13 protein-coding genes and 1 tRNA gene are annotated in these 13,769 nt (G+C 37.1%); 2 read left to right on the forward strand and 12 right to left on the reverse strand.

The window, feature by feature from the left end; genetic code table 11:
• Positions 1–8: 8 nt before the first annotated feature.
• The 12 genes from PSF31_RS07710 to aspA form a co-directional block, all read right to left on the reverse strand.
• On the reverse strand, positions 9–896 hold the full coding sequence (locus PSF31_RS07710) for a MurR/RpiR family transcriptional regulator (protein WP_004258907.1): 888 nt from the start codon (positions 894–896) through the stop codon (positions 9–11).
• Positions 897–1,086: 190 nt separating this feature from the next.
• Complete coding sequence (gene nanQ / locus PSF31_RS07715; protein WP_004258903.1) at positions 1,087–1,560, reverse strand: N-acetylneuraminate anomerase; 474 nt, start codon at positions 1,558–1,560, stop codon at positions 1,087–1,089.
• A gap of 9 nt (positions 1,561–1,569) precedes the next feature.
• Entirely contained in the window at positions 1,570–3,063 is a 1,494-nt protein-coding gene (locus PSF31_RS07720; protein WP_004258898.1) for a sodium:solute symporter, read from the reverse strand.
• Positions 3,064–3,114: 51 nt separating this feature from the next.
• Positions 3,115–3,984, reverse strand: coding sequence for an N-acetylmannosamine kinase (gene nanK, locus PSF31_RS07725; RefSeq protein ID WP_004258893.1), 870 nt, complete (start codon positions 3,982–3,984; stop codon positions 3,115–3,117).
• Complete coding sequence (locus PSF31_RS07730) at positions 3,981–4,679, reverse strand: N-acetylmannosamine-6-phosphate 2-epimerase (protein ID WP_004258889.1); 699 nt, start codon at positions 4,677–4,679, stop codon at positions 3,981–3,983. Before PSF31_RS07730 ends, nanK begins: the two co-directional genes overlap by 4 nt.
• Before the next feature lie 205 nt (positions 4,680–4,884).
• The gene (locus PSF31_RS07735) at positions 4,885–5,574 is read right to left on the reverse strand and encodes an oligogalacturonate-specific porin KdgM family protein (protein ID WP_036958047.1); all 690 of its coding nucleotides are present in this window, start codon (positions 5,572–5,574) and stop codon (positions 4,885–4,887) included.
• Positions 5,575–5,656: 82 nt separating this feature from the next.
• Positions 5,657–6,817: an N-acetylneuraminate epimerase gene (locus PSF31_RS07740; protein ID WP_164560884.1), complete on the reverse strand. Its 1,161-nt coding sequence runs from the start codon at positions 6,815–6,817 to the stop codon at positions 5,657–5,659.
• Positions 6,818–7,539: 722 nt separating this feature from the next.
• Positions 7,540–7,615, reverse strand: a tRNA-Phe gene (locus PSF31_RS07745).
• A gap of 126 nt (positions 7,616–7,741) precedes the next feature.
• Positions 7,742–8,314 (reverse strand): division control transcriptional repressor DicD, encoded by a 573-nt coding sequence (dicD, locus tag PSF31_RS07750; RefSeq protein WP_409201109.1) that lies wholly within the window; start codon positions 8,312–8,314, stop codon positions 7,742–7,744.
• A gap of 206 nt (positions 8,315–8,520) precedes the next feature.
• The gene (locus PSF31_RS07755) at positions 8,521–8,814 is read right to left on the reverse strand and encodes a helix-turn-helix domain-containing protein (protein WP_096864373.1); all 294 of its coding nucleotides are present in this window, start codon (positions 8,812–8,814) and stop codon (positions 8,521–8,523) included.
• Positions 8,815–9,461: 647 nt separating this feature from the next.
• Entirely contained in the window at positions 9,462–10,784 is a 1,323-nt protein-coding gene (locus tag PSF31_RS07760; RefSeq protein WP_004258703.1) for an anaerobic C4-dicarboxylate transporter, read from the reverse strand.
• Positions 10,785–10,928: 144 nt separating this feature from the next.
• Entirely contained in the window at positions 10,929–12,353 is a 1,425-nt protein-coding gene (aspA, locus tag PSF31_RS07765) for an aspartate ammonia-lyase (protein ID WP_004258700.1), read from the reverse strand.
• 436 nt (positions 12,354–12,789) lie between these two features.
• On the opposite strand from aspA, the gene PSF31_RS07770 reads away from it, so the two are divergent.
• Positions 12,790–13,305, forward strand: a complete 516-nt coding sequence (locus tag PSF31_RS07770; protein ID WP_096864374.1) for an FxsA family protein — start codon at positions 12,790–12,792, stop codon at positions 13,303–13,305.
• Between the two features lie 163 nt (positions 13,306–13,468).
• Positions 13,469–13,762 (forward strand): co-chaperone GroES, encoded by a 294-nt coding sequence (locus PSF31_RS07775; RefSeq protein ID WP_004908085.1) that lies wholly within the window; start codon positions 13,469–13,471, stop codon positions 13,760–13,762.
• Positions 13,763–13,769 lie beyond the last annotated feature (7 nt).

Here is a 13,769-nt window from a genome sequence, read left to right on the forward strand (position 1 = left end):
TTATAAACTCATGCTGAATTGGTATTTTTTAATGCATTTAGTGTACGCAGTTTTTGCTCTTTGACCATTTCAGGTTGAGCTTGGACAAGTAGGGTATATAGTAAGTCTAAAACGAACAGTTGTGCTGTTTTTGTACCAATAGAATCACCTTGTAATTTCCCCTGTCGATTACCATTAATCAGATAATAATTGGCATATTCCATAATGTGTGAACCTAAATTATGCGTTAGCGCAATTGTGGTAGCCCCTGCTTCTTTTGCAAGTTTCAGTGCATGAACTGTTTCCGGTGAGTTTCCGGAATGGCTGATACCAATCGCGATATCACCCGGTTTCAATAAGGAAGCCTGCATATACATAAAATGGTTATTGGTAACAGCATCCACTCGATATCCAATACGCATCAGTTTATTTTTTAGATCCTCTGCTGTGATCCCTGAGGAACCCACACCGCAGATAAAAACATAATTCGATGATAGCAACGCATTTACAGCATCTTGAACTTGCGTCATATCAAGTAAATTTAATGTTTCTGATAACACATTATTGATGGTTGCTTGTAATTTTAAACCTATAGTATGGATATCATCCTGATGGCTAACTTCAGCATCAAGGATTGGTGATTCTTCACTATCCGATGTCGCCATTTCAATGGCTAAATCCATTTTAAAGTCTTGAAAGCCCTTATAGCCTAAAGTGCGGCAAAAACGCACTACAGTTGCCTCTCCCGCCTTAGTCGCTTGGGAAAGTTGTGCGATGGAAAGCTGAGTGACTTCAACAGGATGAAACAGGATATATTCAGCAATACGCTGTGATACTCGCGTCAGGCTATTTTTCATTGCCCCTAGTGTGTCGAGTATTTTACCTGGCTTCAGTCTGGTAACTGACTGTTTTGTCATGAAAATTATCCTTGTTTGCCGAAGTTCAAAGGGAATGGAATTCTGCTAACAAGAGTATCAATTCTGGCGGGTTAAAAAAAGCCTTGCTCTTATAATTATGTGATAATAACAAAACGCTTTATTCCATTTGCATCAATATACAATTTATTGATGCATTAGAAATAAAGCGTTTAATTGGAACTGATGAAAATTAACTTGTCAGCAAATTAAGGTTTACCTTAATTACTGCTTTTTTTAATATACTGTTTCCTTCCTCTGCTGCTATACCTGGTTTATGGGGTTCATAAGGCATAAAAATAGCAAACATAGAGGGTGTTAATGACAATGTTTGACAATTTTCAATGACATCTGTGAGTTGGTAGTCATCCGCTTCACTGTAAACAGTGGCATTTTTAGCCGAATTTCGAACGCCGTAATCTATAACTTCCTCACCGGATAGTAAAATTTGTATATCAATATAGCGATGATGTAATTCTGCACATTTTTGTTCTCGAGATTGTGTTTCAAATGACATTACATTCATGAATACATCATTATCATCAATAGGGTAGCTTCCCGGTTCTAAAGAGAATGGGTCGAGTGCGAGTGCCTTTTTAATTATATTACGTAATACCAAATTCATTTCAGGCATTACTGCCGCGTCAGATATATGACCAAATAACATAGATACCTCCTATGAGTTCCTTGATATTTCACTATCATCCAATGAAATTTGTTTTGCTGCCGAGAAAAATGGCGCAGTAATTGTACCAATAATGACTACTGACATAGCACCTATTACACCATAGAAGAAAAAGTTAAGGTCACTGCCATAACGGGCTGCTAATACAGCAATGATACTTACTATAATGCCTGCGACCGCACTACCTGCATTAGCACGTTTAACAAAAATACCTAACATAAATAGTCCGGTCATAGGGCCACCCATTAAACCGATTAAACTGTTAAAAGCATCCCATATTTCAGACTCGTCAGATAAAACTAGCCAAATTGTTGCTAAACTGCTGAATACTCCAGCAATAATTATAACTAATCTGGCGACTTTCATTTTTTGTTCTGAACGCCGTTCAACTTTACTTAAGCGAATATAGATATCAGAATTAAAGCAACTAGAAATACTATTTAAGCTACTAGATATGCTCGATTGAGCAGCGGCAAAGATAGCTGCAATGATTAGCCCAGAAATACCCACTGGCATTTCTGTAACAATAAATAAGGGTAAGATACCTCCGGTATTAAAACCTTCAGGTAACAAACTTGGATTTTGTTTGTAATACACAAATAGGGCTGAACCAATGGCAAAAAAGAAAATAGGAATAATGGCAACTAATTTAGCATTTGTGATTAAAGTACGTTTAGTTTGTTCGATAGAATCAGTCACAATGTAGCGCTGGACAACATCTTGGCTTGCAGTAAATTGTTGAATATTGGCAAATAAAAAACCAATCATTAATACAGGAATAGTACTGTCAGTCCAACTCCAGCGTAACTGTGCATCCGGGAAAAATTTATCAGCCTGTGCTGTTGTGGTAAAAATCTCACTAATACCTCCATCAACTTTAAAACAAATCATGATAAAGATTAAAACAGCACCACCTGAAAGTAACAATCCCTGAATAACATCTGTCCAAATAACGCCTTCAATCCCTCCCATCCATGTATAAATAATACATAATAGACTAATCAGTACAACTAATATAATAGGGTCTATCCCTATGAAAGGACGTAGTGCGAGTACGGTCAAATAAGTGATAATTGCAATACGACCAATATGAAATAACATAAATGACAGGCTGGCAAATAAACGGCTTCGTATATCAAAACGGGCTTCTAAATACTCATAGGCTGAAGTGATTTTTAATTTTCTAAAGAAAGGAATATAGAAATAAAATACTAATGGCAAAATGGCGATCGCTAAATATTGGCCAATAATAAAAGTCCAATCAGAAGTATAAGCTTTCGCTGGAATTGACATAAAGGTAATTGAGCTTAATGTTGTTGCAAAGACAGAAACGCCGGCAGCCCAACCGGGAACCCGCCCCCCAGCACGAAAATAATCATCCGCTGTTTTTTGGCGTTTAGAGAAATAAACACCAACGAGTAACATTGCGGCTAAATATCCAAATAGCACTGCATAATTAACGAAACCAAAATCATGTAATTGCATTTTTTTAGTCCTGCCATATGTAAGGTAAAAGGTAAGAAGTACGACAGTTTTTTAGTGTTTCCTAGCCCAAAGAACGGCTCCCCAAAGTCCAGCATTATGATGATAGTGAGCAGCTAAAATAGGGACTTGTAACGCCTCGGGCTGTTGTCTGATAGCTGCTTGAACAAGCTCGATATATCCATTTGCTAATCCAACACTTCCACCAAGAACAACACAGTCGGCATCTATTATTGCTTTAATATCAGCAACTAAATTAGCTATAGTACTTGCTGAGTTTTCAATTATTGTTTTCGCTTGAAGGCTTCCCTGGTAATAGGCAGTAAAAATAGCTTTAGCATCTTTACCTGCAAGTTCATTTACAGCTTGTGAAGCAATGGCACGGCCGGAAGCGATAGCTTCGACACATCCATAACGACCACAGCCGCAAAGAGGGCCATGAGGATCAGCTATAGTGTGGCCTAGATGGCCTGCAATACCTCGTTTTCCTAGCTGTAATTGTCCTTGTTGAATTAGGCCGCCCCCAACCCCTGTCGATACTGTAATAAATGCCATATCAGAGATATTTTCATGGCGGTAATCATATTCAGCCCATGCAGCAGCTTGAGCATCATTGAGTAACCAGCAAGGCAAACCGGTTATTGTAGAAAGTGTTTTTTTTAACGGGAAATTTTTTAATCCTCCCAAATTATTAGGATTTAATGCAGTTAATACGCCATCACAGATAATCCCTGTAGAGGCTACGGCGACACCATCTGCATACGCTTTTAGTGGTGTAGTTATCGCCACCAAAGCTTCATAGAGTTGAGTTGGTGATGCACTTGCAGGGGTTGTAATTTGAGTATGGTGCGTAAGTTGATTGTCTCGACTGATTAATGCAGCCGAAATCTTTGTTCCTCCAATATCAATTGCTAATATATTCATTTAACTAATTCCTGCTGTAACTTGAGGGCATGGGTAAACCAATCACAGACATGTTCAAGTCGGGTTAATGCGGAACCAACTGTGACAGCCCAAGCTCCAGCTTGTATAGCTCTTGCTGCAATCATAGGTGTGTTATAGCGGCCTTCGGCTATTACACGGCATCCATTTTCAGCGAGTGCTGCCACTAATTGTAAATCAGGTAATTTTGGTATTTCACCACCGGTATAGCCAGACATAGTTGAACCAATAAATTCTGTTCCTAATTCCTGGCAATACATTCCCTCATTAAATGTGGAACAATCTGCCATTGCCAACCTATTGAAGTGGTGTATGCAAGCCAATAACTCATTGACTGGAACTGGGCGTACACGATCCGTACCATCAAAAGCGATAATATCGGCACCTTCTGTTGCTAGTGCTTCTACATCACTTAACCAAGGTGTGATCCTGACAGGACTATCCAGTAAATCGCGTTTGACAATACCAATAATTGGCACATCAATAAGAGGGCGAGTTGCTTTTAAATTATCTATTCCCTCAATTCGTACTGCTACTGCACCTGCATTAACTGCAGCTTGAGCCATTGCAGCAACAATTTCTGGCTTATCCATAGGGCTATTATCGACAGGCTGGCAAGAAACGATCAGCCCTCCTTTTTGTTGAATATCCGTAGTCATCTTTTCAATCAATGCCATTTTGAACTCACCATTTTATTTTGAAGTATAACTCCAATTAATGTTATTTTATGAAGCTAAATTCCTCAATTACGAAAGTCGTAATTTGTGAAGAAGATCAAATAATAAAATATTTTTCTTAATTTATTGATAAATATGAAAAAATAATATAGTGAGTAATGGAGTAATTACTCACTATAATTTTTGGCATCTTTTTACATAAGATTTAAAAGTGGAATTGTAATCCTAAACGATACCTAGTTTGACGGGCGTCACTGGTCGGGCTTACCGCAACATTTCCAACTTCAATATAAGGAGTGAATGTGTCACTCAATTGGTAAGAGAAAGAGACATTATGTTCATAATTACGTTTCTTATTATCATATTTTATGCCATCGCTATACATTTGTGTGTAGTCATATTCAATTTTGTATTTATTATATTTATAGCCAATAAACGCATCAAAGCGATTTGTTTTTTCGTCATCAACAGCTTTTTTTGTTTTTCTGGCATAATCAAAACGATAACGGCCTGCAATATATAAACCGTTATCAAAATTATATTGCGCCTTTAAATAAGGTTTATAAATTGATGTGTCTGTAACTGTTTCAAAAATTAATCCCGGTTGTAACGTTATACTTTTATTTATCTTATGGTTGTAACTTAGCCCCATTTCGATAGCATTATTAACAACATCACTAAATACTTTATCTTTTTCGCCGTCAACACCACCTGACTTTATACTGGCATCAATATAAAATCCGATACCATTTGAAAATGAATGAATAAAGGCAATGCGATCTTTATTTATTCTGGATGAATCTGAATATTCATGACGAAAGTCTAGTGTAGTCGCATTTAATTGAAATGACATAAAAAAAGTACAACATGCCAATAAAATTTTATTATTAAACATAGTTTTTACCTGAGTGGATAAGACTCCATAAATTTAATATGGAGTTCTTGGTTGGTTATTATAATTTATAAATTTAACTGGTTTAGTTAATAATTAGCTCTTTATCTTTTAATGTTAAAGTGATTACAGAATTAACTGCCTCACCTTTTGTAGTTTCACCTCCGATTAAATATAGTGAATTACCATGCTCAATAGTGATTCCATAACCAAGAGGGATCGGTAATTCACCAATTACTTTCCATTGATTATCAATCAACCCATAAATTTCTTTATGCCATTTTTTGTCTAAATCCTGATGTGCAAAATAATGTTTCTGTGAATACTTAGCCTGAGACCCAGGGAAGTTAGCACCCCCAGCAACAAGTAAGGTATGAGCACTATAACCTGCAAATGCACCAGCCAAGCCATCTTGCTGCTGCTCAGGTGATGGTGGAGGAAGTTTCTGTACAGTAGTATTCCACTGTAGTTGATTATTTTCTAATATAGCCGTTTGTATTTCACTAGTACGTAACCCAGGTTTTAATTCACCGTTAATCAAGGTTATTGAATTGTTATCATTTACTACTAATGAAGAACCCGCAGTTCCATTAAAAGGAATAGTGCCTAATGAACCCCATTGATTATTATCTGCATTATAAGTTAGTATGACTCGATTAAAAAAATAGCCTTCTATGGGTTTATTAAAGTAATCATTAATAACTTTATTTTTAATAGATGAATTGTTTTTAGCATGATTTAAATTAATGAAATATTTATCAAATATTTGCTTGTTTACTCCTCCAAGAATGATAGCTTTATTGGTGCTGATACTAACTCCTGCATGACCAACCAAGCCATAAGGTGAACTAGTATCTATTTTTTCCCATTTGTCTTCACTTGGTGAATAACGATAAACATCTGTTAATGAGCTTATTGTTTCACTATCAATATTTTCTTTTCCCGCTCCGCCGAATATATAAATATTATTATTTAACTTAATTGCTATAGCTTGGTCTCTTGGTGTACCCGGAAAATCAGCTATTTTTTCCCATTTTTTTTTATTTTCATTAAGATCAAGTTTATACCATGAGTTTCCTGTACTACCTAAACCTATGTAGATAATATTTTGGTTAATTACTCCGGTTCCATTTTTTAATGTCACAGGAAGGGCGGGGAGTTTCTCAGCAAAACTGGTCGATGAGAATATTGGTGAAGACAGTATTATGGTGAAAAAGAGATAAGATATTTTCTTTATTATTTTCATACGCGTTCACTCTTGTAGTGGTTATAAGTGAGATTTCTATCTAGAATTAAACTCCAATATAAAACATTAAATGAAGCATAACTTCAAATTAATGTTTTATAAAATGTGAAGATGGTCAAGTTATCTTTTTAAACTCTATATTTTTTCCTTACCTGAAGGTTAGTCTTAATTTAATTTTGAATTAATACGAGCTATGTAAACATGTGTTACTAATTGATAATATTGATATTTATATTACGTTGGTGATATAAGAACACGCAAGCCATGCTAACGCTTACTGTTATAAAACATCCCGACATAGTTGAATATATCGCTCCGGGTTTCTTTCCATACTCCAGATAAAACTCATTAAATAGCGCAGCATATTGCTACACCTATTATTTTATGTATATCTGCCAGACACATTAAAGCGTAGCATGACTGTATCAGCTCAGATTTAAGCTGACAGGTTTCGTAGATAGAACACAATTCAGTCTGATAGCCTAGTGTGAATGAAAAGCTGAAATTGACATATCTGTTAAAGTTAATGATTCGTTTTTATGGAATACTTACACAAGAAAATAAGAGATAGGTTTATGAGGGGGTATAGGTGTCTTTAACAGCAAAGAACATCTGCAAAAATGGCATGAAATCCAGTAAATAAATAACGTGTTGCAACGACCTGAAATCTACCGTAGCTAGAAAAGCAAAAACCCGCCTTTTGGGCGGGTTCTTTAAATAAGTGGTGCCCGGACTCGGAATCGAACCAAGGACACGGGGATTTTCAATCCCCTGCTCTACCGACTGAGCTATCCGGGCAACGGGGCGCATTAAACCGTATTCAGCCGTTTGCGTCAATGCATTTTTAATAAAAAACCACTTTTTTTTACTGAGTGTTTTCTTTTTCAGCAAAATGTGTGTGTTTAGTATGCGTTAGTTGTTTTTTTAACTTAACGCTCCTTTTTTACGGCATAGTGCGATTGTTAGGATATCCTCAGAAAGGTGTTGTGCAATCTCGACATCTTGAATGTCTCTTTGTACTAATAAACGGTTTAAACAGCCTTCAAGTACTAGTTCCATTTGGTTAGCAACCAATACAGAGTCTTCAATATCTAGCTCTTCTAATAGGTTTTTAGTGAAGTGAAACGAATTGTCTTTTTGCAAGCGACTTAATTGGTGGATAGGGTGCTCTGCATCTGGGTAATAATTACATGCAGAAATAAATAAACAGCCAGGGAAACGCCCTTGGCTGACTTTTTCTGATAATTGTTGGTAGCGAGCCATTAATTTTTGCTGTGGGCTTAGGGACTCATCTAGCAAAGTCTGTCGCTGCCATACTTCGATTTGCTGGCTATGATAGCGTAAGCAATCATAAATAAGCGCCTCATCGTCTGGCCAGAACTGGCGAATAGTAGAGAAATCAGATTCAATTTCACTGAGTAAATTCTCTGTAGATGCGGATAAGCCTTGAATTTCCAATTGATTTAACGCATGGCTCAAAATAATTTCGCGTTGGATAGGCATTGTTAACTCCATCACAATAATGTCTGATTTTTATCCATCATAACAATGTTCAATTGTGAATTATAGCGGTTTGCAGTGCTATTATGAGTCGTCGTTTTCGAAGGAGAACGAAATCAAATAGGAAATTAAGAGGGGGAGTTTAAAGCAAACAGGAGGGGGAAGAACCCCCCTGAAACGAACTTCATGGATTTATATCGGTCTTAGTTGATCAACTTAGCTTCTAATGCAGCATCGATATAATAAAACTGAAAGACTTTTTTCATAAAATCATCAATATCATGTGTTCGTAATTCGAGAGCTTGTAAAATATCTAAAAGACCTTGGATCGTTATCGCATTTTTACCTCTTTCATAACGAGAAACTTGTTGTTGGCTAATTTTTAAGCGAGAAGCTAATTGTGAGCCAGTTAAGCCCACCACTTTTCTACGGTGTTTTAAAAAGCTTCCAATATAAACGGTTACATTTGTATTTTCATTTCTTTGAGTACTTAGCATTACTCCTCCAAATATATAAATATTGAACAAATAAGTTATTTTTCTATTAAAGTTTCGTGATGTTTAATTTGTGTCACTCAGAGTGATTAAAAGATAATTATCAGACTTTTCGGATATTATTAAACAAGGGTCAGTTAATTATTACCAATATTTATGGCGGATTGATTTTAAATTTTTGATAGATGATTTCTATCTTTGGTACTCTCAATTCGTGTGTGATGAGGGGTTTTTTAGTGTTATTGTTTGTCTGCTTCCGCTTTATTAGTGATTTGTTTTGATGGTTATTTATTTTTACTTTATTTTTGAATTTATATTTCTATTTGTGATTTTGAAGAAATGAATGAAGCAGCTTGTCATTATATGATTATAGTCATTGTTTGTTACACTTATATGTAGAGTATTAATATAGATATATTGTTAGAAAAATACTTATTTCTGATTTTAATTTAATTATTAACAACCGAGTTCAATATATTTTAAATATATTTTTAATAAATGGCTTAGTTTTTTATCTGAATGATTATTATATTTTTATAATTTCCTCCGTGACTTTGTATAGAATAACAAAAATAATATGTTATATGTAGGCATAGAAAACCCGTGCGATTTGCACGGGTCTTTATAATATTAATTGATACTAATATAAACTATAGGATCATACCGCCGAATAAGAAGCCGAATGAAACAGCTAATGCGACAGCGATGGTACCTGGAATAAAGAATGGATGGTTAAAGACAAATCGGCCAATACGTGTTGTCCCTGTATCATCCATTTGTACTGCTGCAACCAGTGTTGGGTAAGTAGGCAGAATAAATAGGCCAGAAACCGCAGAGAATGATGCGATAGCCGTTAATGGGCTTACATTCAGCGCTAATGCCATAGGCATCAATGCTTTTGCTGTTGCAGCTTGTGAGTATAGTAAAGCAGAACAGAAGAAGAAAATTACCGCTAACATCCAAGAGTGCTCATGGATTAAATCACCGGCAGTTTCTTTGATCCAGTCAATGTTATGCTGTACGAAAGTATCACCTAACCAAGCAACACCTAAAATACAAATACATGCGCTCATACCTGCTTTAAAGGTACTTGAGTTCAAGATTGCATCAGTATTAACACGACAGAAAATAGTGATTAATGTCGCTACAGTCAGCATGATAATCAAAATAGCATTTGTGGTGTTCATTAATGGGGTTTCGACAATCCCTAAGCTTGGGCTGTTAATGATGGCATAACAGACAACGCCAACAACCCCAAGTAAGAACAGCAGTACAGAAGACTTAGCACCGGCTTTGATTTCTTTTACTTGGCTACCACGCAGTTCAACTAAACCTTCAGCTAAACGTTTTTGGTAGATAGGGTCATCGGATAATTTAGAGTTAAAAGTCCAAGAGATGATGAACGACATCAAAATGATAGCAAGGAATGTCGCAGGTAATAGAACACTTAAGAGAGAGATGTAACTGACTGTGTTACCTGCACCAACCATTGCAGGGTTTTCCATGACGGATGCCATGTAAACCACTGCAGCAGAAATTGGTGATGCTGTAATACCTATCTGAGCAGCAACAACCGCAGTTGATAATGGACGGCACGGTTTTACGCCTTGCTCTTTTGCAACTTCTGCAATAACAGGCAGTGTTGCTAAAGAGATATTACCTGTCCCTGCGAAAAGTGTCAGGAAGTAGGTAACAATGGGTGCAAGAATGGTGATGTATTTAGGATTGCGGCGCAGTAATTTTTCGGTTTGGGCAACTAAATAGTCCAGACCTCCAGCAATTTGCATTGCAGAGATAGCGGCAATAACAGCCATGATGATTGAGATAACGTCAAATGGAATGGTTCCTGGTTTTACGCCAATAGCAGCGAGTACCAGTACCCCAAGGCCACCGGCGAAGCCGATACCTATCCCACCTAAACGGGCCCCCAAAAAGATGGCCAGCAGAACAATAATAAATTCTACGGCTAACATAGTGTTTACTCCTCGACAAAATGAAAATTAAAATTATGAAACTGTTATGTTAATTATTTGTGTGTGTATCAATCAAAAAAGGCACGCTTTCTATTGAGAGGCGTGCCTTTATTTTTAAGTGTTATTTATGATAAACATAAATTTTTAGTCATCAAAGCGTTTTGCTTTATAAGCTGGGTGTTTTAAGTTCTCAATAGAGAAAATATCATCCAGTTCAGCTTCAGTCAGTAAACCGCGTTCTAAAACAACTTCGCGGACGCTCTTACCGGTTTCAGCACAAATTTTACCCACGATGTCACCATTATGGTGGCCAATAAATGGGTTTAAGTAAGTGACGATACCGATGGAGTTAAATACAAATGCTTCACAGATTTCTTTGTTTACTGTAATGCCGCTAATGCATTTTTCTTGCAGATTACGACATGCGTTGCTCATTAAAGAGATGGATTCGAACATCGCTTGGCCAATCGCTGGTTCCATTACGTTTAATTGCAATTGACCCGCTTCAGCAGCCATTGTTACGCAGATATCGTTACCAATAACTTTGAAACAAGCTTGGTTAACAACTTCAGGAATTACAGGGTTAACTTTTGCTGGCATGATAGAAGAACCAGCTTGTAACTCAGGTAAATTGATTTCTTTCAGACCTGCACGAGGACCGGAAGATAACAGACGTAAGTCGTTACAAATTTTAGACAGTTTCATCGCCAGACGTTTTAAGCCCGCGTGAACTGTGATGTAAGCGCCGCAATCAGAGGTTGCTTCGATTAAGTCTTCTGCAGGAACGCATGGTAAACCAGTCACTTCAGCTAATTTTTTAACGGCAAGCTCTGAGTAACCAGGTGCAGTATTCAAGCCTGTACCGATAGCAGTAGCGCCTAAGTTAACTTCGAGCAGTAATTCGATGCTGCGTTTTAAGTTTTTCTCTTCTTCTTTTAAGAGAGTAGCGAAAGCATGGAATTCTTGGCCGACGGTCATTGGAACAGCATCCTGCAACTGGGTACGGCCCATTTTCAGAATGTCTTTGTATTCTTCAGCTTTAGCTTCAAAGCCTTTTCTCAGGTATTCAACAGATTCAATTAACTTCAGTACTGAGTTATACACTGCGATACGGAACCCAGTAGGGTAAGCATCGTTAGTGGATTGACTTTTGTTCAGGTGATCATTTGGGTTGAGGAATTCATATTCCCCTTTTTTGTGACCCATCAGCTCTAAACCGATATTCGCCAGTACTTCATTGGTATTCATGTTCAGTGATGTGCCCGCACCACCTTGGAATACGTCAACAGGGAACTGATCCATGCATTTGCCTTCATTCAACACAACGTCACAGGCTTTGATAATAGTCTCTGCGATATTACGAGGAATAGTTTTCAGTTCTTTGTTGGCTAAAGCTGCCGCTTTTTTTACCATAACCATGCCGCGGATAAATTCTGGGACATCGTTAATAGTGCGGTCGCTGATATAAAAGTTTTCAATCGCACGCAGAGTATGAACACCATAATAGGCATCAGCTGGAACTTCTTTTTTACCTAACAGGTCTTCTTCGATACGAGTATTGTTTGACATGAGAACCTTCTTAATTAGATTACAGTTACTGTCCGTTTATGCGCTTTAAAAATCTATACTTCGTAAAACAAAATTCACAGGTGATTAATATTGCAAAGTAAAACTTTACAAGCAATTAACACCGTCTACTACGTTGTCAGCATTATGATCTACTGATTTATGGGTAGATGATATGCTTTTAATCATCTATTGCCTTGAACCTAGATCACTATATAGTTTGATTTATGCAACAGATTTCACGTTGTGTGACATTCATCACAGATAAGTATCATTAATGAAAAAAATCTGTGAGTTGAAAAGCGTTATCTCTGCCCCAATTATTATGGCTATACTAAAGAAAAAAGCGAATATTGATAGTTGTCTCTTAGATGCAGTTCACAAAGGTTTCCCTAGGGGCGTAAAATAATCGATAGCTTATTGAAATAAAGGAGAACTTGTGCGCTGGTTACCACTCATTCTGATATGTATTCTCGTTTACATTGAATCCGTGATTTTTGTGCGGGTTGCATCCGAAGTTGGTGTTTTAATGACGCTAATTTTGGTCGTTTTGACATCCTGTTTAGGTGTGTCACTCGTTAAAAATCAAGGTATGAAAAATGTACTACAAATCCAACAAAAGTTAGCATCGGGTGAAAGCCCAGCAGCTGAAATGATCAAGAGCGTTGCATTGGTTTTAGCGGGCTTCTTGTTGATTGTGCCGGGGTTCTTTACAGATTTTATTGGCTTACTATTGTTACTTCCGCCAATTCAAAAGCTTATTGTAATGCGCTTAATTCCTCATATTCGTTTCTACCAGCCGGGTTCAGGTTTTAACCAAACAGGAAATAGCGGCTTTCAACGTGGCGATACTTTTGAGGGGGAATTCCAACGTAAGCAAGATGATCCTTCTTTTACAATCGATAATTCAGATAAAACAGATTCATCAGATAAAGACGATCGCCCTAAACCATAAAACCACCCTCTTTATGGGGAGATAAAAATGAAAAATTTTTTATCTCCCCCCTTGAAGTCCCTCTTCTTCGCCCCAATCTGCTCAAACATGGTACTAGTTTATTTAAGACATGCTGGTATCGTCCTTTTACCTAGTATGGACTTTATTTATAGGAGAACTATTAATGAAAATTCGTCCATTGCATGACCGTGTTATCGTTAAGCGTAAAGAAGTTGAATCAAAATCTGCCGGCGGGATCGTTCTGACGGGTACTGCTGCAAGCAAATCAACTCGTGGTGAAGTTCTTGCTGTTGGCAACGGCCGCATCCTCGAAAATGGTGAAATCAAAGCACTGGATGTGAAAGTTGGCGATATCGTAATTTTTAACGATGGTTATGGCGTGAAAGCTGAAAAAATCGACAATGAAGAAGTTCTGATTATGTCCGAAAGTGACATTCTGGCAATTGTTGAAGCGTAATTTTCAC

This window comes from Providencia sp. PROV156 (assembly GCF_028480905.1).
GTDB classification, from domain to species: domain Bacteria; phylum Pseudomonadota; class Gammaproteobacteria; order Enterobacterales; family Enterobacteriaceae; genus Providencia; species Providencia hangzhouensis.